This window comes from Croceicoccus bisphenolivorans, from assembly GCF_001634625.1.
Taxonomy (GTDB): domain Bacteria; phylum Pseudomonadota; class Alphaproteobacteria; order Sphingomonadales; family Sphingomonadaceae; genus Croceicoccus; species Croceicoccus bisphenolivorans.
Genome location: NZ_LRSE01000001.1, coordinates 26,019 through 52,975 on the forward strand (window position 1 = coordinate 26,019; position 26,957 = coordinate 52,975).

28 protein-coding genes are annotated in these 26,957 nt (G+C 63.6%); 19 read left to right on the forward strand and 9 right to left on the reverse strand.

Translation table 11 applies throughout. The annotated features are described in order from the left end of the window. The first annotated feature begins 17 nt into the window (after positions 1 to 17). Genes A7A77_RS00150 through A7A77_RS00170 form a run of 5 tightly spaced genes read left to right on the forward strand, consistent with a single transcriptional unit; the run spans position 18 to position 2,724 of the window. Positions 18 to 635, forward strand: coding sequence for a glutathione S-transferase family protein (locus A7A77_RS00150; protein WP_066551974.1), 618 nt, complete (start codon positions 18 to 20; stop codon positions 633 to 635). Next, a complete protein-coding gene (locus tag A7A77_RS00155) occupies positions 632 to 1,111 on the forward strand; it encodes a VOC family protein (protein WP_066551979.1) in 480 nt (159 codons plus the stop codon). The genes A7A77_RS00150 and A7A77_RS00155 overlap by 4 nt, the downstream gene beginning before the upstream one ends. Then, positions 1,108 to 1,752, forward strand: coding sequence for a glutathione S-transferase family protein (locus tag A7A77_RS00160; protein ID WP_066551980.1), 645 nt, complete (start codon positions 1,108 to 1,110; stop codon positions 1,750 to 1,752). Before A7A77_RS00155 ends, A7A77_RS00160 begins: the two co-directional genes overlap by 4 nt. Before the next feature lie 11 nt (positions 1,753 to 1,763). Then, the gene (locus tag A7A77_RS00165; RefSeq protein WP_066552500.1) at positions 1,764 to 2,213 is read left to right on the forward strand and encodes an SRPBCC domain-containing protein; all 450 of its coding nucleotides are present in this window, start codon (positions 1,764 to 1,766) and stop codon (positions 2,211 to 2,213) included. 1 nt (position 2,214) lies between these two features. Then, positions 2,215 to 2,724, forward strand: coding sequence for a GFA family protein (locus A7A77_RS00170; protein WP_066551981.1), 510 nt, complete (start codon positions 2,215 to 2,217; stop codon positions 2,722 to 2,724). Here the strand turns inward: A7A77_RS00170 and A7A77_RS00175 are convergent, their stop codons facing one another. After that, entirely contained in the window at positions 2,725 to 3,321 is a 597-nt protein-coding gene (locus A7A77_RS00175; RefSeq protein ID WP_066551982.1) for a J domain-containing protein, read from the reverse strand. Between the two features lie 60 nt (positions 3,322 to 3,381). Here A7A77_RS00175 and A7A77_RS00180 point away from each other — a divergent pair, with 60 nt between their 5' ends. Continuing rightward, on the forward strand, positions 3,382 to 3,666 hold the full coding sequence (locus A7A77_RS00180) for a BolA family protein (protein ID WP_066551984.1): 285 nt from the start codon (positions 3,382 to 3,384) through the stop codon (positions 3,664 to 3,666). Here the strand turns inward: A7A77_RS00180 and A7A77_RS00185 are convergent. Beyond that, positions 3,663 to 4,889, reverse strand: coding sequence for an oligosaccharide flippase family protein (locus A7A77_RS00185; protein ID WP_066551988.1), 1,227 nt, complete (start codon positions 4,887 to 4,889; stop codon positions 3,663 to 3,665). The two genes, A7A77_RS00180 and A7A77_RS00185, sit on opposite strands and share 4 nt — an antisense overlap. Positions 4,890 to 4,972: 83 nt before the next feature. Here A7A77_RS00185 and A7A77_RS00190 point away from each other — a divergent pair, with 83 nt between their 5' ends. Beyond that, positions 4,973 to 6,037: a glycosyltransferase family 4 protein gene (locus A7A77_RS00190; protein ID WP_066551992.1), complete on the forward strand. Its 1,065-nt coding sequence runs from the start codon at positions 4,973 to 4,975 to the stop codon at positions 6,035 to 6,037. On the opposite strand, the gene A7A77_RS00195 is transcribed toward A7A77_RS00190, so the two are convergent. Continuing rightward, a complete protein-coding gene (locus A7A77_RS00195) occupies positions 6,021 to 7,094 on the reverse strand; it encodes a glycosyltransferase (protein ID WP_245638333.1) in 1,074 nt (357 codons plus the stop codon). The genes A7A77_RS00190 and A7A77_RS00195 overlap by 17 nt on opposite strands. Positions 7,095 to 7,308: 214 nt before the next feature. Between A7A77_RS00195 and A7A77_RS00200 the strand changes: the two genes are divergently transcribed. The 3 genes from A7A77_RS00200 (at position 7,309) to A7A77_RS00210 (ending at position 10,392) form a co-directional block, all read left to right on the forward strand. Further along, on the forward strand, positions 7,309 to 7,572 hold the full coding sequence (locus tag A7A77_RS00200; protein ID WP_066551993.1) for a spike base protein, RCAP_Rcc01079 family: 264 nt from the start codon (positions 7,309 to 7,311) through the stop codon (positions 7,570 to 7,572). A gap of 2 nt (positions 7,573 to 7,574) precedes the next feature. Then, a complete protein-coding gene (locus tag A7A77_RS00205) occupies positions 7,575 to 9,020 on the forward strand; it encodes a DUF1565 domain-containing protein (RefSeq protein WP_066551995.1) in 1,446 nt (481 codons plus the stop codon). 79 nt (positions 9,021 to 9,099) lie between these two features. Then, entirely contained in the window at positions 9,100 to 10,392 is a 1,293-nt protein-coding gene (locus A7A77_RS00210; RefSeq protein WP_156500277.1) for a hypothetical protein, read from the forward strand. On the opposite strand, the gene A7A77_RS00215 is transcribed toward A7A77_RS00210, so the two are convergent. From A7A77_RS00215 to A7A77_RS00235, 5 genes are all read right to left on the reverse strand, one after another. Next, on the reverse strand, positions 10,376 to 11,509 hold the full coding sequence (locus A7A77_RS00215; protein WP_066551997.1) for a hypothetical protein: 1,134 nt from the start codon (positions 11,507 to 11,509) through the stop codon (positions 10,376 to 10,378). The two genes, A7A77_RS00210 and A7A77_RS00215, sit on opposite strands and share 17 nt — an antisense overlap. Next, a complete protein-coding gene (locus A7A77_RS00220) occupies positions 11,499 to 13,670 on the reverse strand; it encodes a GumC family protein (protein WP_066551999.1) in 2,172 nt (723 codons plus the stop codon). The genes A7A77_RS00215 and A7A77_RS00220 overlap by 11 nt, the downstream gene beginning before the upstream one ends. Before the next feature lie 2 nt (positions 13,671 to 13,672). Next, complete coding sequence (locus A7A77_RS00225) at positions 13,673 to 14,380, reverse strand: polysaccharide biosynthesis/export family protein (protein WP_066552001.1); 708 nt, start codon at positions 14,378 to 14,380, stop codon at positions 13,673 to 13,675. Continuing rightward, positions 14,373 to 15,704: an O-antigen ligase family protein gene (locus A7A77_RS00230; RefSeq protein WP_066552003.1), complete on the reverse strand. Its 1,332-nt coding sequence runs from the start codon at positions 15,702 to 15,704 to the stop codon at positions 14,373 to 14,375. The genes A7A77_RS00225 and A7A77_RS00230 overlap by 8 nt, the downstream gene beginning before the upstream one ends. 217 nt (positions 15,705 to 15,921) lie before the next feature. Then, on the reverse strand, positions 15,922 to 16,188 hold the full coding sequence (locus tag A7A77_RS00235; RefSeq protein ID WP_156500279.1) for a hypothetical protein: 267 nt from the start codon (positions 16,186 to 16,188) through the stop codon (positions 15,922 to 15,924). A gap of 194 nt (positions 16,189 to 16,382) precedes the next feature. Here A7A77_RS00235 and A7A77_RS00240 point away from each other — a divergent pair, with 194 nt between their 5' ends. Together A7A77_RS00240 and A7A77_RS00245 are read left to right on the forward strand one after the other, a co-directional pair. Further along, positions 16,383 to 17,582, forward strand: a complete 1,200-nt coding sequence (locus A7A77_RS00240; protein WP_066552010.1) for a glycosyltransferase family 4 protein — start codon at positions 16,383 to 16,385, stop codon at positions 17,580 to 17,582. Next, entirely contained in the window at positions 17,579 to 18,148 is a 570-nt protein-coding gene (locus A7A77_RS00245) for a serine O-acetyltransferase (protein ID WP_082835790.1), read from the forward strand. Before A7A77_RS00240 ends, A7A77_RS00245 begins: the two co-directional genes overlap by 4 nt. 33 nt (positions 18,149 to 18,181) lie before the next feature. On the opposite strand, the gene A7A77_RS00250 is transcribed toward A7A77_RS00245, so the two are convergent. Further along, positions 18,182 to 19,546, reverse strand: a complete 1,365-nt coding sequence (locus A7A77_RS00250; protein WP_216635524.1) for a sugar transferase — start codon at positions 19,544 to 19,546, stop codon at positions 18,182 to 18,184. A 341-nt stretch (positions 19,547 to 19,887) separates the two neighbouring features. On the opposite strand from A7A77_RS00250, the gene A7A77_RS00255 reads away from it, so the two are divergent. The 7 genes from A7A77_RS00255 (at position 19,888) to A7A77_RS00285 (ending at position 26,950) form a co-directional block, all read left to right on the forward strand. Further along, positions 19,888 to 20,799 carry a pirin family protein gene (locus tag A7A77_RS00255; protein ID WP_245638334.1) on the forward strand — a complete coding sequence of 304 codons (912 nt, stop codon included), beginning with the start codon at positions 19,888 to 19,890 and terminating at the stop codon, positions 20,797 to 20,799. A 36-nt stretch (positions 20,800 to 20,835) separates the two neighbouring features. Further along, the gene (gene hisG / locus A7A77_RS00260; protein WP_066552015.1) at positions 20,836 to 21,498 is read left to right on the forward strand and encodes an ATP phosphoribosyltransferase; all 663 of its coding nucleotides are present in this window, start codon (positions 20,836 to 20,838) and stop codon (positions 21,496 to 21,498) included. Then, entirely contained in the window at positions 21,498 to 22,802 is a 1,305-nt protein-coding gene (hisD, locus tag A7A77_RS00265) for a histidinol dehydrogenase (RefSeq protein ID WP_066552016.1), read from the forward strand. Before hisG ends, hisD begins: the two co-directional genes overlap by 1 nt. A gap of 2 nt (positions 22,803 to 22,804) precedes the next feature. Next, a complete protein-coding gene (locus A7A77_RS00270) occupies positions 22,805 to 23,332 on the forward strand; it encodes a DUF1993 domain-containing protein (RefSeq protein WP_066552017.1) in 528 nt (175 codons plus the stop codon). Then, positions 23,329 to 23,775: a transcription antitermination factor NusB gene (gene nusB, locus A7A77_RS00275; protein WP_066552018.1), complete on the forward strand. Its 447-nt coding sequence runs from the start codon at positions 23,329 to 23,331 to the stop codon at positions 23,773 to 23,775. The genes A7A77_RS00270 and nusB overlap by 4 nt, the downstream gene beginning before the upstream one ends. A gap of 1 nt (position 23,776) precedes the next feature. After that, entirely contained in the window at positions 23,777 to 24,676 is a 900-nt protein-coding gene (thiL, locus tag A7A77_RS00280; protein WP_066552020.1) for a thiamine-phosphate kinase, read from the forward strand. A gap of 108 nt (positions 24,677 to 24,784) precedes the next feature. Then, a complete protein-coding gene (locus A7A77_RS00285) occupies positions 24,785 to 26,950 on the forward strand; it encodes a sodium-translocating pyrophosphatase (RefSeq protein ID WP_066552023.1) in 2,166 nt (721 codons plus the stop codon). Positions 26,951 to 26,957: the final 7 nt, after the last annotated feature.

The following is a 26,957-nucleotide window of genomic DNA, read 5'->3' on the forward strand; positions in this document are numbered from 1 at the left end:
TCGCGAAAGGATATACGATGCCCGCAATTACCTTCTTTCACAATCCGATGAGCCGTGGCCAGATCGCGCGATGGGCGCTTGAGGAAGTGGGCGCGGACTACGAAGTCGTGCCGGTCGACTGGCAGGCAAAGCCGCAAGCGCTGATGGATGCCAACCCGATGGGCAAGATCCCCACGATTATCCATCACGCCGCCGACGGCGACCACGTGGTCAGCGAATCTGCGGCGATCTGCCACTACCTTGCCGAGATATATCCAGAGGCCGGCCTGTTGCCGACCGATGCGGAAAAGGCCGACTATTTCCGCTGGTTGTTCTTTGCCGCCGGACCAATCGAACATGCCGTAACCAGCAAGGCGATGGGCTTTGCGCCGACGGCCGAACAGGAAGGCATGGCCGGCTTCGGCAACTATGACCGCGCGGTCGATACGCTGGCCTGGTGGCTGGGACAGAACGACTATGTCTGCGGCAACCGGTTCACGATGGCCGATGTCTATGTCGGCAGTACTGTCGACTGGGGGCTGGCCTTCAAGACAATGCCTGAGCGTCCGGAATTCGTGGCCTATGCCGAACGGCTACGCGGCCGCGCCGCCTATCGCACCGGCAAGAAGATGGATGACATCGGGGCCCCGGCATGACCGCGCCGGTCACGCTCTGCCTGTGGTATGACGGAAAGGCCGAGGAAGCCGCGCAGTTCTATGCCGAAACCTTTCCGGACAGCGCGGTTGGCGAAGTGTTCCGTGCACCCGGCGATTTTCCCGGCGGCAAGGCGGGCGACGCACTGACGGTGCAGTTCACCGTTCTCGGCATTCCCTGCATCGGCCTCAACGGCGGGCCGCAGTTCACGCCGAACGAAAGCTTTTCGTTTCAAGTCGCCACCACTACGCAGGAAGAAACCGACCGCTACTGGAATGCCATAATCGACAATGGCGGGCAGGCTTCCGATTGCGGCTGGTGCAAGGACAAGTGGGGCTTTTCGTGGCAGATCACGCCTGTCCAGCTGACCGACGGCATGGCCGATCCAGATCCTGCTGTACGAGAGCGCGTGTTCGGCGCAATGATGACGATGCAGAAAATAGACATCGCCACCATAGAGAGGGCACGCAAGGCATGATCGAACTCTACGGACACCCGTTCTCGTCCTATACCTGGAAGGCGCAGATCGCGCTTCACGCCGCGGATCTGGATTACAAGTTCCACATGCTGGATCCGGGCCACCCCGACAATCTCGCCTTCGTGGCAGAGAATGGCGGGCCGTTCGGCAAATTTCCCGTGCTGGACGATGCCGGCACCGTGGTGTTCGAAGCGACATCCATCATCGAACATCTGGCCGCCCATCACCAGCAGGCCAGCGGTCTGCTCCCGTCAGGCCGGGCGGAAAAGCTGCGGCAGATGGACCGCGTTTTCGACAACTACGTCATGAACGTGATGCAGGTGGCCGTGGACGAGCAGATCCGCAGCCCCGATGCGCCCGACAAGGCGCGACAGGACGAAGCGAGGGAAAAGCTGCGCCGGGTCTACGCATGGCTTGAACCGCGTGCCGATGCCCTTTGCCGTGGACGGCTCACGCTGGTCGAATGCGCTGCGGCGCCCGCACTGTTCTATGCCGACTGGGTGGAGGAAATTGGCGCGAACTGCCCCGATCTTCGCGCCCTGCGCGCCCGCCTGCTCTCCCTTCCCGAAGTGGTACGCTGTGTCGATGCGGCCTATCCCTATCGCCATCTCTTCCCGCTTGGCGCGCCCGATCGGGATTGAAGGAGCCGCCGATGCATGAACTGAAAGTCACCCGCCTGGTTGCCGCTCCACCCGAAAAATGCTGGGACGTCCTCGTCAACCGGCAGGAGGAGTGGTGGTGCCCTGCCCCGTGGCGGGTGGAGATCGTGGAGCAGCAACGCCGCCCCGGCGGGCGTTCGGCCATGGTCATGCTCGGCCCCGATGGAGAGAGGATGCCGCAAGACGGGATCTACCTCGACTGGGTGGATGGCGCGCGGTTCGTCGTAACCGACGCCGTCGTTCGAAATGGCGACGGATACGTGCCGTCCGAAGCATTCATGATCGGCGGCTGGGAAGTCACGCCCGAAGGCGAAGGTACCCGCTATACCGCATGGGCCCGCCACTGGAGCGAGGAGACAATGGCCCAGCACAAGGAAATGGGCTTCGAACAGGGCTGGAGCGCGGTGGCCGACCAGTTCGCGGCACTGTGCGAGGGCGGCTGAGGTGTCCGGTTACGACGGCGCAGGTTACGAAGGGGCCAGATACGAAGGCGGATGCCAGTGCGGTCATGTCCGTTACCGGCTGGATGACGAACCCTTCGCAGTCCATTGCTGCCATTGCCGCACCTGCCAGCGCGAAAGCGGCAGCGCCTTTGCCCTCAACGGCCTGATCGAGGCAGATCGACTGACTATCCTTGCCGGAGAGCCGGTGCGGGTGGAAACCCCGTCCGACAGCGGCAAGGGACAGTTCATCGCGCGGTGCCCGCAATGTCAGGTCGCGTTGTGGAGCCACTATGGCGGCATGGGCGAGAAGGGTTCGTTCGTCCGGATCGGGACGCTCGACAATCCGGACGCATTCGCGCCCGACATCCACATTTTCACCCGCAGCAAGCAGCCGTGGGTCGTCATTGCCGAACAGGCAAACGTGCGCGAGGTCTTCTACAGCCAGACGGATTACGACGCGCTGTTCGGCGAAGCGCGCGCCGCCCGTTATCGCGCTCTACGCGGGCTCTGATCAGGCGAAACGTCGCGCCTTTCGCAGGTGCTGGTACGCATCGACAACGCGCTGCAGGCGCGCTTCATGCGTGCGGTCTCCACCGTTGCGGTCGGGGTGGTAGCGGCGGACCAGTTCCGAATACCGCCGCCGTAGCGCCGGACGGTCCGCATCGTAGCCCAGTCCCAGTTCATCAAGCGCGCGGCGATCGACTGCATCCAGCCCGCGCTGGCGCGCTTCGGCATCCTGCTGCCATTGCCGTTCCCGGTCGCCACGGATGTTTTTCGCACGCGCCGAAATCGCGTCGAGAGGATCGTCGAAATCCGCCCAGCGCGGACCATCGCCACCCATGCCCGAATAGACGCGCGACTGGTTGCGCCAGCCGAACACCGGCGACTGGGCGTCAAGGATCTCGTCCGCGCTCATCCCGTCGAAGAAATCGTATCCGGCGTTGAAGGCGCGAACGTGTTCAAGACAGAACCAGCGCCATTCGCCGGGGCCGTCAAAACTGCTACCGCGCGATCCGGGTGCGCGGAATTCTCCCGATTCGTCGCATCCCGGCGCTTCACACCCGCGCCCCTTGCTTTCGAACCGTCCGTGAAACCTGTCATGTCGCATTGCCGCAAAGATTAGGGATCACCTTTGCAAATGTAACCCCTTGCCGCCATATCGAGCCGCATGAACAGCACTCCCGGCCCCGTGGAAGCCGAAATCCGCCAGATTCTCGAAACAGCGTTCGCGCCGCAATCGCTCCTCGTTTCGAACGACAGCGCCAGCCATCGCGGGCATACCGGCGACGATGGCACTGGCGAATCGCACTTCACTGTCACAATCGTTGCCGATGCCTTTGCCGGCGTATCGCGGCTGGAACGCCAGCGCATGGTGAACCGCGCGCTTGGCGACATTCCCGGCCAGCGCGTCCACGCCCTTGCGATCAAGGCAAGCGCGCCGGACGAAACCTAGGATCGCAGACGCACTATTGCAGCCAGCTTGAGCGCGTTGAACAGCAGAGCGGTCAAAAGGCTGGCCACCGCCGCGCCCTCGATCCCCGCGCCAAGCGCCCCTGCCCCGATGGCCAGCATCAGGGCTGCCGCAAAGCCCGTGTTGAGCAGGGTATAGCTGCGCACGGCGCCCGCGCTGTTGAGCACGGTCGACAGGAAATCGCCCGCGAACCGCGCGATCACGGCGGCGAAAACCAGCACGGCGATCAACGCCTGCCACGGGAATCCGGCCTGCGGCACGAACCGGTGACCCAGCCAGATGACGGTCAGAATACCCGCTGCCATGGCGATGCCGGCCAGCGGGATTGCAATGCCTAGCCGCCGGACGCTTACCATCCATTGCCCGCGGTCTGCCCCGTATTGTTCCACCAGTCGCGGCAGGGCGGGCGTGACGATCGCGGATTGCGCCAGCGTCTGGATCATGTTCGCAAAAGTCCAGTAAAATACGTAGAGGCCCACCGCATCATCGCTGACCGTGGCCGACAGGATGAAGCGATCGCCAAAGGTTATGAGGACGAGCGCAATATCGCTCGGCCATACCTGCACTCCCTTGGCCAGAGAGCCGCGCACCCACCCCGTCGGCGCATCGCTCCGCCATCTCCGTCCATAGCCACGACGGGCCATGATCGCCGCAAGCATGGAGAGATTGGCCAGATGCCCGACGATCCAGCACGCAAGGATCGTTTCGAGGCTGCGCAACTCAGGCCACAACAGGCCGACACCGATCGCAATCGGCACCCAGGCCGCGCTGCGCAGGGCGACGCCGATATTGGCAAGCACGTTTTCCCTCAGGCCGGTCATCGCGAGGTAGATGTCCATCGCCAGCGCCTCCAGCCAGAGGGTCGCCGCCGCGAGCAGGATCATGACCGTCGGCGGCCCCGCGAAATACCACCAGACCGGCAGGGCAATCGCGCTTGCGGCCGCCAGCATGGTGCATGTCCAGCGCATCCTGTCACGGATGGTGGCAATGCGATCGGCAGCGTCTCCGCCCACGATTTCGCGGCACAGATGAAAATTCAGCCCCATGCCCACGGCCGCAGGCACGAATGCGGCAAGGCCCAGCACGATCCCGAACTGCCCCAGTGCGGCAAGGCCAAGCATGCCGGTGACGTAAACGGTTAGCGCCAGACGCATCGCCAGCGTGGCGAGCCGGATCAGCGCGATCTTGCCACCATTTACCCACATCGGCCTGCAAGTCCTTGATAGGGATTATGTTTCCGACTACCCCCTGATACCGGATCCGCCGATAGTGTGCGGAAGGGGGCCGCTTGATCATCCTGAATGCCCGTTTCACCGGCCAGCCGATGACCGGTGTGCAACGCGCCGCTTACGAGCTGGGCCGAAGATTGCTTGCGATGCGCAGCGACATCGCGGCGGTCGCGCCGGATGAACCGGCAGCGACCTACGATATTCCCGTCCGCGTGCCCTCCGATGGCAGACTGCGCGGGCACGCATGGGAACAACTGGCCCTGCCACGTCTTGCCGGGCGCGATGACTGGCTGCTGGGCCTTGGCGGGACGGGGCCGGTCGCCTTCTCTCGCCAGATCGTGATGATCCACGACGTCAATTACCTGATCGGTGCCGATGGCTACTCGCGCAAGTTCCGGTGGACCTACCGCGCGATCCATACCCTGCTCGCGCGGCGGGCAAAGATCTGCACCGTCTCGCACTGGTCTGCCCGCGAAATCGCGAAAGCATACGATCTCGATCCCGCGTCCATCGCTGTCATTCCCAATGCGGCAGATCATATCCTGTCCGTCATGCCCGACCGGCAAGCGCCTGCCAGCCTCGGGATTACAGAACGGCCCTATGTGCTGTGTGTCGGCAGTGCGAACCCCAACAAGAATTTCGGCACGGCCCTTGCCGCCTATTCCGCTATTCCCGACCCGTCGTTCGATCTCGTCATCGTCGGCGGTAGCGATGCGCGCATTTTCGCGGATGGCGGTGCGGCAAAGGCGCACCCGCGGATCCACCGTCTGCCCCGCATTTCGGACGAAGCCCTGCGTGCCGTCATCGAACAGGCGGCGGTTATCCTCATGCCCTCCCTGCTCGAAGGATTCGGCATTCCCGCGATCGAGGCGATGGCGCTGGGCACTCCGGTCATCGCAGCCGATGCCTCCGCTCTTCCCGAAGTGTGCGGGGATGCGGCAATCCTTGTCGATCCGCACGATCCGGCCGCCATGACAGCGGCAATGACCCGCGTCATGGATGACCCCGCCTTGCGCACCGGTCTGATTGCCAGCGGACATGCGCAAGCCGCCCGCTATTCGTGGGACAGGTCTGCCGACAAGCTTTCCGCGCTGATCGACCAAGTGCTCAGCTCGCAAGAATGACTTCGCAGAAGCGCCGGTCGAACACTTCCGGCGCGAATTTGGCGGCGTGTGCAACGGCGGCAGACGGATCGAACGATGGCAGCCACTGTTCGAACCGTTCTATGCCCGCCTCCAGCGCTTCGACATCCTGCGCGTCATAGAACAACCCGCTGACACCGGGCGAAACGGTATCGAGCGCCCCGCCCCGCCCCAGTGCGAGGACAGGGCGGCCCGACGCCATCGCTTCCACCGGAACGATGCCGAAATCCTCTTCCGCCGTGAAGACAAGGCCGCGCGCCTTTGCATAGGCATCGCGCAGGCCATCGAAGTTCAGGCGGCGGATAACCTCTATGTTCGGCCCCGCCTTGCGCCGGATTTCGTCATGCATCTCTCCGTCGCCGACCATCAGCAGCGGAAGGCCGGTGCGATTGAACGCCTCCACCGCAAGATCGGGCCGTTTGTAGCGCGTCATCTGGGATACCCAGAGATAGCGCCCCGACGCATCGGGCGAAGGCCTGAAATCGGCGACGGACACCGGCGGATGCACGACCTCGGCCGAACGGCGCCAGTACTTTTCGATCCGCTGACTCACGAAGCGCGAATTGGCCATGATCCGGTCCACCCGCGCCGCCGAAGTAACATCCCAGCGGCGCAGCGCGGGAAAGGTGAGCGACATGGCCGCGCGAGACAGCACCCCTGCCGAAGCGCGGTATTCATGGTAGTGATCCCACAAGTACCGCATCGGCGAATGGGCATAGCAGACATGCAGCGCATCGGGCGCGGCAATCACCCCCTTCGTCGGCCCCGCCTCGTTCGAGATGACGAGGTCGTAACCGCGCAGGTCCAGCTCCTCCAGCGCATGTGGCATCAGGGGCAGGTATTTCTGGTAGTGCCGGTCCGCTGCGGGAAGTCGGTTGATGAAAGTAGTGCGCACATTCCGCGCCCGGATCTTCGGCGAAATCCGTTCCGGGCGATAGACGTGGGTGAAGATATCGGCATTCGGAAACAGGTCCAGCATCCGTTCCAGCACGCGTTCGCCGCCGCGCATCTGGACCAGCCAGTGAAAAACGATAGCCACCTGCCTGAAACGGCGATTGGCAAGATCCCGCAATTCAGGCAGTTGCCCCGCATCCACGACTATATCCCCATGCCGGTTCCAACCCTGTGGCGGGGTCTGCCTACTATCGGGTGAAGACAGTCTTTCCTGCGCCATAAGGGCCCCGCCGGTTTTCATTTTCCTACACATCCGTTTTGTGCATAAGGACCATGCTCCAACAGAACGGAGCAAGAACATGGATCGTTTCGAGTCATTTCAGGACAGCGCCTTTTCGCCGTCCCGCTCACCCTTCACCATCGTGCCCAGCGATATCGCAGCTTTGCCCACGGTTCCGAAGGGCATCTACGTCGGGATCGGAGGTGACGTTACCTTGCGCGGCATCGATGGCGCGCAGGACGTGACTTACCGCAACCTTCCCGACGCCAGTTATATCGCGGTGCGCGCCAGCCACGTGCGCGCTACGGGCACCACTGCGGCCAACCTCATCGCGGAGGCCTGAACATGCACCATAGCGGATCAATCGGCGGCATCAGCCGCTCCTCTCTGGCAACGATGGCGGTGCCGACGGGATTGGTGGAAACACCTGCCACACCGCCGGCGGAATGGGCAAACGCATGGTCGGTCGCGCAATATGTGCCGCAGGTCGGTCTGGTGCATCACGCCGATGGCGCGGTCGCGACGCTGGACAAGACCGCGGCAGAGATTTTCGACCTGTTTTCGACCGCCCGGTCGGCCCCGGCGAACACGTATCACGTCTCTCCCAACGGCAACGATTCCACCGGCGACGGCACGGAGAACAAGCCCTATCGCTCGATCTGGAAAGCGGTTGCCGTTGCCAATGCAAGCGGTCAGCCTGCGGCAATCATGATCAAGGCGGGGGAATACGGCAAACCGTACAATCCGTCCCAGTTCCTGTCTTTGCGCCCAAGCGTCGATATCGCATTCGTTGCGACCGGCGGGCGCGTGATCACCGGAACTTGGGACGATTTCCCCGCCTCGTCGATCGATGCCACTTACCAGAACTGTTACAGCTACACCCTCGGCAACGTGGACCGCGTCATCGACAGGGTGCGACACGACGCCGACGGCTTCTTCCCCAACCTGCAGCGCGTGACCGATGCCGCGACCTGCAACCGGATTCCGGGCAGTTGGACATTGCAAAGCGGCAAGATCTACATCAACCGCGCCGATGGCCTGCCCGTCACAAATGCCAACACCCGCGTGTTGCGCTCGTCTGGCGGATCGTGGCGGTTCGATACGCCGGTGAGCATCTTCGTCGGCGCGGGCGACAGCATCTCGGGCTTCGACACGATGGGCGGCAGCGACGGTGCGGCGTTTCATTATCAGCCGACAAGCAAGCCTGCATCGATGAAAGCCGTTGTCGTCGAGCGCAGCACCTTCTCCTACTGCGGTGGTGCGGCGGCGAACAGCAATGGCACCCTGATCGCGGATCTGCATGGCCTTGCGCTGTTCGTGGATTGCGATGCCAGCAACAACAGCAAGGACGGTTTTTCGGCCAGCAACGAGTCCCTATCGGGCAGCGAATCCCATTTCGTCACGGTGAATTGCCGCGCCGTGCTCTGCGGACGGGGCAGCGCGCAAAGCTGCAACAGCTTCACCACGCATCAGGACGTGGTGGGTGCCGATCTTGCCGGCGAGTTCGGGCGTACGAATGGCGGCAGCGTGCGCTGCATCGGCGATACGCTGACATGGCTTGCCGGAACCCGCATCAAAGACGATCGCGGCGATCTCGTAGCGGGCGGCGGCACCACGCCGGCGGCCATCATGGCGAACGAACGCGCGCGCATCTGGGCGGACAGGGCACGCATCGCCATGCCGCCTGCCCGTGCCCACGCCTCTGCCGATGCTGATGCGCTGGTCAGCCTGCGCGCCATGCCGCCGCTGCGATCCGGGCCACAGGGCAACGGCACCGTCGCCAACTGGTAAATGATCGGGGCCGGATCAAACCGGTCTGGCCCCGATAGTTTCGGCAGTCTAGCAGCAGGTTATGGGAAAATCGTATGCCATGAACATGGACCGAGCCATGCCGCCTTTGCGAATTGCGGGTCGTTCGGACATCGCCACCACGATCGGCATCCTTGCCGCTATCGCCTATTTGCTGCGCGATACCTTTGGAGTGGTGTGGCGCTGGGCGTTGGATTGGGTGGGCATACCGCAAGCATGGTTCATTGTGGACGTAATCGGCTGTGCGGCACTCGTAGCATTTACTGTGGAATGCGGCCTGAGACGCCGCAGTGCTTTCGCTCTCTACGCTCTTGCGCTTCTGCCGGTCTCCCTACTGGTGGCGGCTGGTACGGTGGATGCGTCGCCAGCCTATCTGGCTTCCGCCACCAAGATGATCTTGCCGCTCTATGCCGGATGGCTTCTTGCCGGTGTGAACCTGGCGGCCATGCCGCGCGTGCGCGCAATCCTTTTGGCCGCGTGCCTTTTGACGATGGCAGGAATCTGGCTCGACACCGTGGTCGTATTTCCATGGCAAGGATTTTCGGTCGAACAATTCGGCGTGACGAAGGCGGTCGACAAGGTCTGGACCATTCAAGCTGTCGACCGGATCGGCGGGTTCGCCGGCGAATCCACGGCGGCTGCGGCCATCGCCGTGTTCACCTACCTGATGGTTCATCGCAGTGTCCGGCCGTTGACAGCGCTCATGCTGGGGATCGCCGTGGTGGTGGCTTGTTACGTCACCACCAGCCGCACGGCCCTTGCAGTCGCATCGGTCACCGTGGCCTATGTGATGACCGAAGCGTTTCTTCTGGCACGCCTGCGCGATCATGGTGCGCATCGGGCGCTTGCCTTTGGATCGCTTGCCATCGTCGTCCTGCCGCTGGCGCTGGTCGCCCTGTCCTCCACCATCCGGTTCGATACGATCACGCCCTCTCTCGCCAGCTTTCAACAACGGATCGAAAGCAGCTGGCAATATCCGTTCCTGATGCTGCAAGACCGCTCTCCTGCCTCCCTGCTATCCGGTTGCGGGCTTGGTTGTATGACGTTCCCGATGAAGTATTCCGCCTGGTCCAACTGGCTGCAACCGGTGGATAATTTTCACATCGTGAACTTCGCGATGTTCGGGATCGGTTACCTGCCGCTGCTTGTCGGCATGGTGGTCGCGGCCGTGCGCGAGGCGGATCGCACCAAGCTGATGCTGCTCTTCGCGCTGAACCTCTACACCCTGTCGATCGAAGCGTTCTCGCCCGCGTTCACCCTCTTGGCGATCGGCTATGCGACCAGCGGAATGTGCCTGGTGGAGATCGGATCGGCGGGTCGCGCGGATCGACGCAGATTCAGTCCAGCGGCGTGACACGCGGATTTGCCAGCCACCGGCTGTTACCACCGTTTCCGGGCGCAAAAACGCGGATCTGAACAGCCTTGCATCGGGTGGGCACGGACACCGTGCGGGTCCAGCCCGATGCATTTCCGGCCAATCGGCCATTCTCGATCGCGGCAGCCGGTTGCGCGCATGTGGCATCAAGTGTGAGGTCCGGCCCGCCATTGCCCGCGCGGCTGGCTTGCCATGCGAGTTCGAAGCGTTCCTGCCCGACAATGGTGATGATGCCGGCGAGATGCTCGGGCCTTCCGGCAAGGCCGGACACGGCAAGGCGAGCCTGACCGTCCCCGCCCGCTATCGATTCCAACTGTGCGCCGGTCGTTTCCGACCGCGTCCACACGAACGGATTGCGCGCGTCATCGCTCGCAGAAACAGCCTCGAAAGTTCTGGCCCAGAAACCGAAATCGTTAAGCCCTCCGATCCCGTAGAGCGCGACCTGAAGCGACATGGCGGCAGGCAGATCGCGCTGCGCCATACGGCTGCCGGCCAAAGCGGCACTGGCCGCATCCAACCGCACTCCACTGGCCATGGCCGTTTCGACCAAGGCCACGCCATCGTCCAGAGCGTCTTCGGCAAAGCGCGGGATCGTTCGTAGCGCGGTCGAAGCCAGAGTTGGCTCCTGCGCCATCCGGTCCATGAAGGAAATGCGCGCATCCCGATCAGCCGCAATGGCTGTCATGACCGCAACGGCAAGGTCGCCATCGGGATCGCCGCGCAGCAATGCCTCTGCGCGCAGGCTGGCGATCTCCGGCTGGCCGGATGCCAGCGCCTGCCCCGCCGCCCACGCTTGCACGGCAGGATCGCGCCAACCCAACGCACTGGCCGCCGCGAAGGTCTTTGCCGAAGCATCGCCATCGCCGGATCGGGTCTGTGCGACGGCAAGCGAGGTAAGCATTCCAATGCGCAGCGGTGCCACGCCTGCCGCGTCAGGATTGTTGGCGAAACGCGATAGGGCGAACGGACCGCGATCGACCAGCGGGTGCCCCGCCCGGTCCGCCCCCGCAGCAACGGCAAGCCCCGCCACTACCATTGCCGCCGCGCAAGACAGCAGCCTTGGCACGATCAGCCTGCCGCGCCGGTCACGCGCCATATTCGTAATAGGCGTAGCCGTTCCCGTATTCGTGGCCGATCCCCTGCCGCCGGGCCTGCGCGAAATCGAACCGCGCCATCACGGCGCCGATCATGCCGGCCCCGTTGTCCGACAGACGCTTCACGGCATTCCTCACCACCCCGCGATGGCTTCGCCCGGCCTCTACCACGAAGAGCGTTGCAACGCCCGGCTGGCTGGCAAGAATGGCTGCATCCGCAAGGCCGAGGACGGGCGGCCCGTCGAGCAGGATCGTGTCATAACTCGCCTCCAGCCTGACCAGCAGTTCGGCAAACTGCGCAGAGGACAGCAGATCGGTCGGCACATTCGGGCGCGCACCGCTGGTCAATACGGACAGTTGGGGAATATCCGTCGGCGTGACCGCTGCCGTGCAGGCAAGCTGACCGGTCAGCACTTCGGACAGGCCCGGCGATTGCCGGATGCCCAGCATCGCATGGATGGACGGGCGGCGCAGGTCGCAATCGATCAGCAGCACCTTGCGCCCGCTTTCGGCGATCGATCGGGCAATGCCATAGGCGGTGGAGGACTTGCCCTCTCCCGCCTCTGTCGAAGACAGCAGCAGTTTTCGGGGAAGACCGGCAGGCGTTGCAAAGAACAGCGCCGTGCGCAGCGACGTGAATGCCTCTGCCAGCGGCTGCCCCGGTTCCGAAACAACCTCCACCGGATCCAGCCCTTCGCGCAACCTTGGTGTGATGCCCAGCAGCTTCAGGCCGAGCCTTTCCTCGATCTCTCCGGGTGTTTTCAGCCGGTCGTCCGCCTGTTCGCGCAGGAACACGATACCCGCCGAAAGCAGCAGTCCGAACAGCGCGGCCAGCGCCAGGTTCAGCAACGGGCGCGGCGAAGACGGGCGAATGGGGGCAATGGCATGGTCGATCTGCTGCACATTGTTGCTGGTGATGTTCGCTTCCGCGCTCATCTCGCGATAACGCTGCAACAACCCGTCATAAAGCTGGCGGCTGGTATCGACCTCCCGCATCAGCGTATTCAGTTGCACCGCATCGTCACGTTCGCGCTGCGTCTGGTTTTTCAACGAATTGACGCGGGACTGAAGCTCCGCCTCACGCCTGCCGGCCATCAGATAGGCATCGCGGACCGAACGGCGAATACCCTGCGCCAGCTTCGCGATCTGCGCATCGTATTCGGCCAGCCGGTTGCGCAGAGGAGCAACCGCCGGATGGGTCGGCTTCTTGTCGGCGAGCTGTGCCTGCAGCTCGGCATCGACTTCCGCGCGGCTGGCGATCAACTGCTGCATGGCCTGGTTCGAAATCGCATCCCCGATGGCCATGTCGGGCGCACCGGCCACGAGCGACCATTTGCTCTGCGCGGCAATCCGCTGGTTGCGGGCATCGGCCAGCGCGTTGTTGTCGTTGCCAAGGTCCACCGCCGTGATCGACAGATCGGGCACACCGGCAGCACCGGGCGACGTGCGCACCAGCCCGACCGATCGGGCATAGTCGTTCGCATCCCGCTCTGCCGCTTCCAGCCGGTCTCTCGCCTCGCCAAGCTGGCGCGAGAGGAAGTCGCGGGCATAGGCCGTGCTGTCCAGCCTGCGATCCACATTATATCGCAAGTAACTGGCGACAAAGGCGTTTGCGAACCGCGCCGAAAATTCCGCATCGGGGCTGGTGAAGCTGACCGTCACGATCCGCGAGGTAGCCGGAAGGTGAATGTCGAGATTTTCGGCAATCGTGCGCAGCACCAGTTCATCCCTTGCCGCCTTTCCAGCGGCAGCAGGCGAAGGGGACACCTGCATCTTGGCGAAGAAATCGTCCGCATTGTCGAACAGCTTCAATTCACCGGCCACGCGTTTGGCCATCCGGCGGCTGCGCAGCACATCGACATGGGTCTTCAGGAACCGTTCCGCATCCTGCCACGCCGCACCGGAAAGCTCGGTCTGCGATTCCAGGATCTGCTGCTCTTCCTGATCGATCTGGACGCTAGCCGATGCCGTGTACCTTGGCGTCAGCAGCATCGTTGCCACCAGCCCGAGCATGATGCACCCCGCCGTCACACCGGCGATCAGCCACCTGTGGAACCATATCGCACCGGCAATCCGCCGCAGGTCCAGAACCGGCACGCTATCCATGGCATCAAAGCCGCTCCGGTCCGGCATGGCATTCGTGATCGATGATATGCTGTTCATGTTCAGAACGTCCGGAATACGTTGAAGAACGGGGCCGTCAGCAGGAAGTCGCGGAACGCGCCCTTCACCGCGGAATTATTCACCACCACGATGTCTCCGCCGCGCAGGGCAGGATTGTCTGCCGCGCCGGTGCGGATATCGACCAGATCGAACACCGCCCCCATGCGCTGCCCCTCTACCATGCGGAACACCATCACCTGATCCAGCTTGGCCGTTCGCGTTGGGCTTTTCGCCTGTGCGATCACCTCCAGCAGGGTCGCCCGGCCGTTGGGCAGTTCGTAACGCCCCGGCTCCGTAACCGCGCCTTCGACCGTGACGAACTGGCTGGCCGAACTGTTGACGAAGATCGTCACGCGGGCATCGTTGTAATGGTCGCGGTCCAGCCGGCGCTTGATATCGGCGGTCAACTCCTCGCTCGTCCTGCCGGCGGCGGCGACCGTGCCGATCAACGGATATTCGAACTGTCCCTCGGCATCGACGGGGATATCGGCAAAGGACAATGACGGTTCGTTGAAGACGGAAATCGTCAGCCGGTCGAACGGGCCGATGCGATAGGCGACGTGGCCCGCCGACCGCTGCTGCCCCATGGCGGTATAAGCCACGTCCCCGCGCGCCATCGATGCATCGGGCACCGATTGGCAGGCACCCAGCGAGGCAAGGCAGGCGACGGCAAAGGCAGCGCGACTGTGCGCAGATGCAGCCCTAGACATGGCTATGATCCCCCTGATCCGTGATGAAGCGGCCAAGCGCAATGGCCGCGATCACGGCCAGCGAAATTGAACGAAGCGGATAGTCGACGAGCGAATGGGCAGCGACGATCGCAAGGGCCGAACCGGCCCAAAGGTCTGCGGCATTCATGCCATGGCGCGCCTTTCGCCATGCGCTGCGCAGAACCGTAACCAGGCCAATGGCCAGAACCGCGACCGCGAATATCCCCGCCTCGATCACGAATTCGAGGTAATCGCAGTGCGCCCGATTGGCGTACGTCGTATCGATAACCTCCAGCCGCTCGACCAGCGGGAAGACATGGGCGAACGTCCCCAGCCCCGTTCCCCACGGAAATGCCGCACCCGCCAGCACGATACTGTCAGGCCAGATATCGCTGATCCGCGCCTCGCTACCGATGCCGAAACGCGCGACCGCGTCACCCATCGCCGGTACTTGCCAGCACATAAGTGCCAGCCAGACCAGCAGGATTGCGGGCGTAGCGACCATCAGCAACCGCTCCCGCTTCGAACGGACAGCCCACCGCTTGCGGGCGAAAAGCGCGCAATAGAGCATCACGGGCACGACCAGCAGTACCATTGCCGCACGCGATCCAGTGAGCACGACCGAGAGCCCCAGAATGCTAACCGCACCCACCACCAGCGAGGCAGGCATAGCACGACCGGCCATTCTGCCCGGCGCACTATCAAACCAGAGGGCCAGTATCGCACACATGCCGATCAGCAGCATATCACCCTGGCTGTTCTGGTTGGCAAACAGCCCGCCCGGCCCGGCATCGATGCTGCGCGGATGGATTTGAAAACCGCCACCGGACAGCAGTTGCAGCCACCCAAGCATCGCCGACAGCAGGGCAAGCAACGCGACTGCCACCAGAACAAGCGCGAACCTGTCGCGCGGCACGAGTGTTGCCAGCAGGAACGCGGCCATGGGCGGCACGAGGGCGAGCAACGCCCAGAGCGTTGACATCGAATCAAGGCTCAGCGGCCACCACGCGTCTGCTGCACCCGCCGCGCCCAGTGCCGCGCGCAGACCTTCACGCATAGGTAGCGAAAGCGCCTGTTCCGGCGGAAGCGGGACCAGCTGCACAACCGCCAGCAGTGGCAGCAACAGCGCGAGTGCAACCGCACTTCGATCCGGCCGTCCGATTTCACCGTTCGTGCTGAACGCCAGCCCAATGACGATCGCGATAGCGGCGAGAATCACTACCGTTTCCCCCAGCGGCGAAGGAGAACCGCCGCCGCCGGCCAGCACTGCGACCAACAGCAAAAGTAGCAGGGCGAGATCGACCGAAAAACCACCCCGCAACATGGCCCTTCCCGCCAAGGAAAAATGCGAGGGACTGCGCCGGGCCCGATCCGAAGGAGCGAAACGGTATATGTTCACGAACCACCCCTTCCTATGCCAGATCCCATGCCGCGCAAGCAGCCGCCTTTGCCCCGCGAAGCGAAAAGGCGCCGCAGTATTCGTTGCCCCCCGATCCGACCGGACGGGTTCTTGCGAAGCGCGCAGAACCCGCCGCGATCAGTCAGCCATTGCTGTCCGACGAAGCCGTAACGACAACCGCACCGGCCACAACCGCCCCGATGATTGCCGGAATCAGGAAGGCCAGCGGCAGGATGTCCGAACTCTCCTCCGCCTTGCGCGACGCGCGGGACGGCAGGTTCTTGGCCGAAACATTCGTTGCGACACCGGTGGGCACGGCGTCGCTGGCGCGCACGGGCTTTGCGGCGGCGGCAACCGGTCCGGTCATTACCGCCATTGCGGCCATCGCACCGATAAACAGTCTTGCCATGATCACTTTCTCCTTCGTTCTTGCCAACGAGGTAACCCTGAAATCCGGCTACCCCGCTTCTCGCATGGGTTGCAGCCCGTTTCGGAACCGTTTTGGAGACATCCGTAGAAACCCTCACCGAAACCGACCCAAATGCTCGAAAACAAACGAATATAGGGGGTGACGCCAAGGCGCAGTTGCCTCATCGAAATGCCATGCGGATCGCGATAATCAACACACTCTATCCACCCACAACTGTCGGCGGTGCAGAGCGCAGCGTTGCCGTTCTCGCCGAAGGATTGGCCCGTACCGGCCACGACGTTCACGCCATCGTGCTGGATGATGTCGGGAGCGTCCGAACAGAGACCGTGGTGTCAGTTCGCGTCCATAGGCTGCCGCATGGCAATGCCTACTGGCCATTTGATGGCAAGCAGCGCGGGAAACTGGAAAAGGCGGCCTGGCACTTGCGCGATCGCGGGAAGGCAACAGTCGAAGATTCCGTGGCCGAATTGCTGAACCAAATCGCGCCCGATGTTCTGCACACCAACAACCTCACCGGTTTCGGATCGGGTATCGTGCCAATGGCAAGGCGCATGGGTCTGCCCGTTGTGCATACGCTGCGCGATTTCAGCCTGCTCTGCGCGCGCGCCAGCTTGTTCCGTGATGGCCAGGACTGCACAAGGCGCTGCATCGCGTGCAGGGCGATAACCACCCCGCGCATCAGGACGGCAGCCGATGTCGATGTCGTCGTCGGGAACAGTACTTACATGATAGAGCAGCATCGCGCGTTCGGGATGTTCAGGGCCACTGCGGCGAAAACGATCTACAACGCGGTTCCTGAGCTACCGGATGCACCCCGCCGCACCGATGCGCATGGAAGCCCGTTCCGCTTCGGATTTGCAGGGGCGATCAAACCGGAAAAGGGGATCGGGATATTGCTAGATGCCTGCCGACGCCTGCCGGAAAGCGGTTGGTCGCTGGCGATAGCGGGGCGCGGTAACGAAGGCTATCTGGCGCACCTGAAAAACAAGTACGCAGGGTTGCCGCTGACGTGGTTGGGCTTCGTGCCGATCGAACGATTTCTCGCTGACGTGGATTTGACAGTGATCCCCTCGATCTGGCCCGAGCCCATGCCGCGCACGCTGATCGAAACGCTGGCCAGCGGGCTGCCTGCTATCGTTTCCGATGCCGGTGGATCGAAGGAAGTGGCCGCAATGTCGCCGCACGCGCGGGTCTACCCGAAACGCGATATTTCGGCTCTGGCGGAGCTGATGCAGGACAGCATCGCTACCGGACGGCAGAATATCGCCATCGATGGCGATCTGACGCACCGCTTCTCTGTCGAAAGACTGGTAGGCGAATATGTCGAGGTCTACCGACAGGCCGTATCCCTTCGGGCAACTGACCCGTCATGAGCAAGACTACAGGCTCCGCTACCGAACAATCGCTGCGACGACTGGTCGCGCAGGATGTCGCCATCTGGGCGCACCATGCGAGCAAGACACCCGGTTGGCGCTTCTACGCCCGCCACCTCATGCTCCGCCCGGGGTTTAATTTCGTGCTGGGCCACCGCATCGCACGCCGGTTGCGCCGCGTGCCGGTCGTCGGTCCGGCCCTGTTTCGCATCGGCCTGTTCACACTGGAAATGGTCTATTCCAGCGAGATCGGCGCGACCGCGGAAATCGGCGGTGGCCTCTACATCCCGCATCCGTTCGGCATCGTGATCGGCAACGGCGCGAAAGTGGCAAAGGGCGTCACCATCCTGCAGAATGTCACTTTGGGCCGCCGCAATCCGGCGGACACGCAAATGCCAGTGGTCGGCGATGGTGCATTCGTCGGTGCTGGGGCAGTCCTTGTCGGCGATATCGGGATTGGCGCTGGCGCGACCGTCGCGGCCAATGCGCTGGTGCTTGAAGATGTGCCAGCCAACGCGCGGGCCATCGGCAATCCCGCGCGGATCATCCCCGCAAGATCCGCCTGAAACTTCCCGCCTTAGGGTGCGGGTTAACGAAGGTCAGAACGCCTGCGGATGCACAAGCACGCGGGCCGTGGCCGCAACGATCCGCAGATCGCGCCAGATCGACCAGCCGTCCAGATATTCCAGATCGGCCTGGAGGCGGCTGCTCAACTGCTCCTCCCGTTCGGTGGCGCCGCGATGCCCGCGAACCTGCGCCAGACCGGTGAGGCCCGGTTTCAGGGCGTGGCGTTCCCAATAGCGCCGGTCGACCTGCCAGTAGAGCTTGTCTCCCGCCTTCGCCATGGCAGCGTGCGGGCGCGGGCCGACGATGCTCATCTCCCCTTTAAGCACGTTGAGCAGTTGCGGCAGTTCATCCATGGAGGTCGCCCTGATGAAACGGCCGACGCGCGTAACCCGCGCATCGCCACGCCGGGTCAGCTGCGCGGCGGCGTGATCACATTGCGCAACGCCCATGGAGCGGAACTTGAACATGTCGAACGTGCGGTTGCCCTGCCCCATCCGCTGCTGGCGGAAGAAGACCGGTCCGCCATCCTCAAGCAGGATCGCCAGTGCCACTACCGCGAAAAGCGGCAGGCACATTACGATTGCGCTGGCGGCCACAATCATGTCGAACCCCCGCTTCAAAAGGCGCGAATGCATGGCCAGAGGGTGCGCGGAAATAACCAGCGTACCGTGCCCGCCCACGCGCGACGCGCCAATCACACCCAGATTGTCGACACACTCGTCCACGATCTCGCATTGCGCGTCGAAACTTTTGAGCAGCGCGGCCCAAGCCTTGCGCTTGTCCGCAGGGCAAGCAACCACGACTCTGTCCATGCGATGGACGACTTCACCGATCCTGCTCATCGTCACCGGGTCGTCAGCGTCCGGTTGCAGCCCCAACGCCCGCGCATCGATCCGGCGCGCCCATGACATGCCGGGTACGGATCGGCCATCCTCGATCAACAGCTTGCGCTCTATCACGTTGCCGCCAAGCTGTTTCACATGCAGTGCAAACACGATGCGTGTTACCACCATTGCGCACGATGCCAGGATCAGGCCACCGACAGTGGAAATGCGCGATACGTCGTGGCTGGCCTTGGCGGCAAACAGCAAGACAATGATTGCAAGGACGGAATAAACCAACGCGCGCACGCCCCTGCCCGCCGACACTGCCGGTCTGCCGATGACCATGCGGTCGTATGACCCCGTCAACATGGCGATCGCGACTACCATAACTGGCGCGATCGTCGCAAAGACCGTCGCGCCACCGCCGACGGACAGACCATGCAACATGCCCGCCCCCGCGAAGGCGAGATAGGTGCCCAGAAAATCCGACAGGCCCAGAGAAAACTGGATCACGACCCTTTGCGAAGGGGCCAGTCCCGACCTGCGTTCTTCCACGACGGCCGGATCGGCCACAAATTGACGAACTTGCTCCATCGTTTCTGCAACGGCCCGGCACGCTTGCACCACGCCGCCATTCCCCCCTTTCGGATAAGCTGGCGGATCCATCCGGAAGCGGCCGGATTACCCCTTCGGCCGTGGTCACTTGCTTACGATCCCGGTTACCATGACCATTGACCTCGTAAGCGCGGAAGCCATTCGAAAACGGAGCGGACGGGATAGGTATTGATCCGGAGTGGAGGCATTGCCCCAACGCGCCACGTGGCGCATGATCGCAACGAAACCGAAACCGCATTCAGCCAGAACAGCCGCCAATAAAGCGCCCGAAACACCACTCGTCGCAGGAGAAGCCGCCCATGAGCATTGAGGACGACATGTCGACGGCGATCGACATCACGGTAGAGCCTGTCAGCCACGATCTGGGCGGTTTCACCGTTCGCCGCGCGGTCCCTTCACCGCGCAGGCGCATGGTCGGCCCGTTCGTCTTCGTCGACGAATTCGGTCCGGCCTTCCTCAATCCCGGCAGCGGGATGGACGTGCGCCCCCACCCGCACATCGGACTTGCGACCGTGACATACCTTGTCGAAGGCGCGATCGACCATCGCGATTCGCTGGGCACCTTTGCCACGATCAGGCCCGGTGCGGTGAACCTGATGACGGCCGGGCGCGGCATCGTCCATTCCGAACGCACCCCGCCGCCAGAGCGGGAGACAGGCCTGCACCTGTTCGGCATGCAGACATGGCTGGCCCTGCCCGAACGGCTGGAGGAAACCGACCCCGCTTTCGAAGGCACCGCCGCGCAGGATCTGCCCGTCATCACCGATACCGGTGTCGAAGCCCGCATCATCATGGGCAGCCTGTGGGGCGAAACCGCGCCGACGACTTGCCACTCGGAAACGATCTATGCCGACATCGCACTGGCCGCTGGCGCAAGCCTGCCCATCGATGCCGAAGCGGACGAACGCGGCGTCATGCTGATTTCGGGAGAGGCAGAGATCGATGGCGAACCGCTTACACTCTATGCCCTCCATGTCCTGCGGCCGGGGCGTGCGATGCGGCTGGCCTCGGTCAGCGGCGGGCGGATCATGCTGCTGGGCGGGGAAGCGATGGGCCCGCGCAGGGTGTGGTGGAATTTCGTTTCCAGCCGGATGGAACGGATCGAACAGGCGAAGGAAGACTGGACGGAAGGCCGCTTTCCCGTCGTTCCGGGGGATGAAAAGGAGTTCATTCCCATCCCCGAAAAGCCCAAGACCGTCAGTTACCCCTAGCCTAAGCGCCCCATGCGGCCTATCTGCCCGCCTGTCATGACCGCCACTCTCACTTTCGCCGTGCCCAAGGGGCGCATTCTCGACGAAGCGTTGCCGCTGATGGCGCGCGCCGGGATCGTGCCGGAGGCAGGATTCCACGACAAGAAGAACCGCTCGCTTTCATTCGCCTGCGAAGATCCGCACACACGCGTCATCCGCGTGCGCGCCTTCGACGTGGCTACGTTCGTGGCACATGGCGCCGCGCAGGCGGGCATCGTCGGTTCCGACGTGATAGAGGAGTTCGACTACCCCGATCTCTATGCGCCAGTCGATCTCGACATCGGGCACTGCCGCCTGTCCATAGCCGAGCCGAAGGATGCGGTTGCCCCCTCATCGGGCAATGCCAGCCACCTGCGCGTGGCGACCAAGTACCCCAACCTCACCCGCCGGTGGTTCGAGGCGAAGGGTATTCAGGCCGAATGCGTGAAGCTGAACGGCGCAATGGAACTTGCCCCCTCGCTCGGCCTCGCCAGCCAGATCGTCGATCTCGTCTCCACCGGCACGACGCTGCGTGAAAACGGCCTTGTCGAAACGGCGGAGCTTCTGCCCGTATCGGCGCGCCTGATCGTCAATCGCGCGGCGCTGAAGACCGATCCGGAACGGCTGGGCGCATTGATCGAGAATTTCCGTGCCCTCTCGGCAGAGGCGAAAGCGGCCTGATGAAGCGGCTGGTCTCTTCCGACCCCGGCTTTGCAAAGGCATTTGCCCGACTCGTTGCCGACCGGCGAGAGGCGGATGACGATGTCAGCCGCGACGTTCGCCGTATCCTCGAACGGGTAAAGGCGGAGGGTGACGAGGCGCTGGCCGACTATACCAAGCGTTTCGACCACTGGGATCTCGTGTCCGACGACGACTGGTGCATTCCCGCAGACGCTTGCGCCGCCGCCTATCACGCGCTTGACGGTGTGCTGCGCGATGCGCTGGAAACCGCCGCGCAACGTGTGCGCGCCTATCACGAGGCGCAGTTGCCGCAGCGCCGTGACTATCGCGACGATGCGGGCGTCAGGCTTGGCGCGATCTGGCGTCCGGTCGACGCCGCCGGGCTTTATGTTCCCGGTGGCCGCGCGGCCTATCCGTCTTCGCTGATCATGAATGCGATTCCGGCCAAGGTCGCAGGGGTCGGGCGGCTGGCCGTCGTTACCCCGACACCGAAGGGCCACGCCAATCCGCTGGTGCTGGCCGCGGCGCATATTGCGGGCGTGGACGAAATCTGGCGCATCGGCGGTGCCCATGCTGTCGGCGCGCTCGCCTATGGCACGGACAGGATCGCGCCCGTCGACGTGATCACCGGCCCCGGCAACGCCTGGGTGGCAGAGGCGAAGCGGCAGCTTTACGGCACGGTCGGCATCGACATGGTGGCGGGGCCGTCCGAAATCCTTGTCATTGCCGATGGCCAGAACGATCCGGGCTTCATCGCGGCGGACCTGTTGAGCCAGGCGGAACACGATCCGGTGGCCCAGTCCATCCTGATCACCGACGACGCCGAATTTGCCGACCGCGTGGCCGACCGTGTCGGTGTCGAGCTTGCCATGCTGGACACGCGCAAGGTGGCCGAACAGTCGTGGAAGGATCACGGCGTCATCATCGAGGTTGCCTCGCTTGACGAAGCGCCCGCGCTGGCCAACGCGCTTGCCGCCGAGCACGTGGAGCTTGCGGTTGCAGCGCCGGAGCCGCTGCTGGAATCGATCCGGCATGCAGGCTCCGTCTTCATCGGCCGCAGCACCCCCGAAGCGATCGGCGATTATGTCGCAGGGCCGAATCACGTGCTGCCAACAGGGCGGCGCGCCCGCTTTGCCAGCGGCCTGTCCGTGCTGGACTTCATGAAGCGCACCAGCTTCATCGAACTGGACGATGCCGCGCTCGCGGCCATCGGTCCGGCGGCAGTGGAACTGGCGAATGCAGAGGGGCTGCCCGCGCATGCCCGTTCCGTTTCAATCCGGCTCGACCGGCGCAAGGGAGATTGAGGATGCCCATCACGCTTTACGACGCTTTTGTTCCGACCTGCCTGCAGCAGCTTGGTGCCGTGGCCGGCCTGATCGACAAGGCAGAAGCATTTTGCGAAGCGAACGGGTGGGAGCCGTCGCGGATCATCAACGCCCGTCTCGCGCCCGACATGAACGACTTCGCCTATCAGGTGAAATCGTGCCACACCCATTCCAAGCTGGCTATCGAGGGTGCCAAGGCTGGGACTTTCGGGCCGGAACTATCGGAGCCGCCACAGGATTTCGACGGACTGCGAACAAAAATTTCCGATGCCGTGTCGGCACTTCAGGCGATCGATCCGGCTGAACTCGAGGCACTGATCGGCAAGGACGCCGAATTCCGGTTCAACGATTTCGTCCTGCCGTTCACCGCCGAACACTTCCTGCTCAGCTTTTCTCTGCCCAATTTCCAGTTCCACGCCACCACCGCCTATGCCCTTCTCCGCCATCTTGGCGTGGAGATCGGCAAGCGCGACTATATCGGCGCCCTGCGCCTGAAAACGGACCAATGAACGCACGATCAAAATCCCGATCCGCCGCCCGCCTTGCCGCTGTGCAGGCGCTTTACCAGATCGACATGGAGAAGACCCCGCTGGCGCGGCTTCTCGACGAATTTCACCAGCACCGGCTGGGCCGCGAGATCGAGGATGCGCAATACGCCGACGCGGAGGTCGCCTTTTTCGACGATATCGTGACGGGCGTCGATTCGCGCCGTGACGAGATCGACACGCTGGTTTCGGCCAAGCTGGCGGAAGGCTGGTCGCTCTCGCGGCTGGACCGGACGATGATCCAGATCCTGCGCGCGGGCACTTACGAACTGCTCGCCCGCGCCGATGTGCCGAAGGCCGCGGCGATCAGCGAATATGTCGATGTCGCCCATGCCTTCTTCGAGGAACGCGAAGCCAAATTCGTGAACGGCCTGCTGGACGCAATCGCGAAAGACGTGCGGGCCTGACGTGCGCGAAAGCGGCGAGGATCGTTTCATCGCCGCCCTGCGCGCCATCGCGACAGATCCCGGCGCGCGCGGCCTTGCCGACGATGCTGCCGAACTTCGCGTGGGCGATGCAACGCTTGTCGTAACCCACGACATGATGGTCGAAGGGGTGCACTGGCATCCCGATCAGGACGCGGCAGACGTCGCGTGGAAGCTGGTGGCGGTCAACCTGTCGGACCTTGCGTCCAAGGGTGCCGAGCCGCAAGCCATCCTGCTCGGCTATACACTTGGCGATGCCGGATGGGACCTGCGCTTCGCCAATGGCCTTGCCGAAGCGGTGAGGCACTTCAAGGTGCCCCTGCTGGGCGGCGACACGGTCGGCGCACCGCCGTCTTCCGCGCGGGCCGTCGGACTGACCGCGATCGGGCGCGCAAGCGTCGCGCCTTCCCCGTCGCGGCAGGATGCAAAACCGGGTGAAGCGCTGTGGGTTACGGGCACTCTCGGCGCTGCCCTTGCCGGGTTCGAGGCACTGCAACGTGGCGACATGGCGGGCGCACTGTCCTATCGCCGCCCCGTTCCGCTTGTTGCCCAAGGGCTGGCACTGGCCCGGCTCGTCAGTGCGATGATGGACGTATCGGACGGCCTGCTGATCGATGCCCGCCGCATGGCCGAGGCCAGCGGCACCACGATCGATATCGCCGCCGCATCAGTTCCCGTCGCGCCCGGGCTGGCCGATCGAAGGCTTGAGGCGATGACATGGGGAGACGACTACCAGTTGCTGTTCACGCTGCCAGCGGGCGAAGATCCTCCTGTCCCGGCGACGCGCATCGGCGCTGTCCTGCCCCGCGGCGAAGCGCCGCTGCTGCTGGACGGCGTGCCCCCCGAAGAAGGAACCTCGCTAGGCTATCGCCACGGGGTTTAATGAACAGGACCTGTGCAAAGCGCGCTTGCGCCGCGCACCTTTCCGTGTAGCTTCCCCGCCGACATCCCGAAAAAGGGATGCGAAACAATATTTGGAGGGGATTGCGTAGTGAACTTGGTCACGATCGCCATTGTCCTGGGGCTACTTGCCGTGATCTACGGCTTCGTCACCAGTCGACAGGTGCTGAGCGCTGCCGCCGGCAGCGAAAGAATGCAGGAAATCGCCGCCGCCGTTCAGGAAGGGGCTCAGGCCTATCTGAAGCGGCAATACACCACCATCGCCATCGTCGGCGTGATCGTCGCGGTGCTGGTCGCCGTGTTCCTCGGACCGATCAGCGCTGTCGGCTTCGTGATCGGCGCGATCCTTTCGGGCGTTGCGGGCTTCATCGGGATGAACATCTCGGTCCGCTCCAACGTGCGCACAGCCGCCGCCGCGCAGAAGGGCCTTCAGGAAGGCCTGACGCTGGCGTTCCGCGCAGGTGCGATCACCGGCATGCTGGTGGCGGGCCTCGCCCTCTTGGCAATCGCCTGCTTCTACTATTACCTGACGGCAATCGCCGGATACGAGGTGGGCGGCGAAAACCGCACCGTGGTCGATGCGCTGGTGGCTCTGGCCTTCGGCGCATCGCTGATCTCGATCTTCGCGCGCCTTGGCGGCGGCATCTTCACCAAAGCCGCCGACGTCGGTGCCGACCTTGTCGGCAAGGTCGAGGCGGGCATCCCCGAAGACGATCCGCGCAACCCCGCAGTGATCGCGGACAACGTGGGCGACAACGTCGGCGACTGCGCCGGCATGGCGGCCGACCTGTTCGAAACCTACGTCGTGACCGTGGGCGCCACCATGGTGCTGACCGCACTACTGCTTTCGGGCGTGGAGCAGCTTCAGGGCCTGATGGCGCTGCCGCTGCTGATCGGCGGTTCGTGCATCGTCACCTCGATCATCGGCACATATTTCGTTCGCCTTGGTGGCGGCACGAACATCATGGGCGCGATGTACAAGGGCTTCCTCGTCACCGCGATCCTGTCGATCCCGGCGATCTGGTTCGTTACGCAACTGGCGCTGGGCGACATGAATACGCCGATCCAGGCCGGCGATCCGGGCCTTGTCGCCAATGTCGATCCCGGCATGCCCCTGTCGGAAGAAGGCACGGCCAGCCAGGTCGGCGGGTTTACCGGTATGGACCTGTTCTGGTGTTCCATGCTGGGCCTTGCCATCACCGGCCTGATCATCTGGATCACCGAGTATTATACCGGCACGAACTTCCGTCCGGTACGTTCCATCGCCAAGTCGTCGGAAACCGGCCACGGCACGAACGTGATCCAAGGCCTTGCCATCAGCATGGAGGCGACCGCGCTTCCCACGCTGGTGATCGTGGCGGGCATCATCATCGCGTACCAGCTGGCAGGCCTAATCGGCATTGCCTACGGCGCAACTGCGATGCTGGCATTGGCCGGCATGGTCGTGGCGCTCGACGCTTACGGTCCGGTGACGGACAACGCGGGCGGTATCGCGGAAATGGCCGACATGGACGCATCGGTTCGCGAAAAGACCGACGCGCTCGACGCCGTGGGCAATACCACCAAGGCCGTGACCAAGGGTTACGCGATCGGTTCGGCGGGTCTTGCGGCTCTCGTTCTTTTTGCCGCCTACACAACCGACCTTGCCCACTTCTTCCCCGATCTCGATGTCGATTTCAGCCTCGAGAACCCATACGTCATCGTCGGGCTGCTGCTGGGCGCGTTGCTGCCGTACCTGTTCGGTTCGATGGGCATGACGGCGGTGGGCCGCGCGGCGGGCGACGTGGTGAAGGACGTGCGCGACCAGTTCGCCGCCGATCCGGGCATCATGGCCGGCACCAGCAAGCCGAACTACGCCCGCACGGTCGACCTCGTGACGAAGGCCGCGATCAAGGAAATGATCGTGCCTTCGCTGCTGCCGGTGCTGGCGCCGATCGTGGTCTATTTCGTGATCACGCTGATCGCAGGTCCGCAGAACGGCTTCGCGGCGCTTGGCGCACTGCTGCTCGGCGTCATCGTCGGCGGGCTTTTCGTCGCCCTGTCGATGACCGCGGGCGGCGGCGCATGGGATAACGCCAAGAAGTACATCGAGGACGGCAACCACGGCGGCAAAGGCTCTGACGCCCACCACGCTGCGGTGACGGGCGACACCGTCGGCGATCCCTACAAGGACACCGCCGGCCCGGCCGTGAACCCGATGATCAAGATCACGAACATCGTGGCCCTGCTTCTGCTGGCGGCACTTGCTGCCGGCTGACGACAGG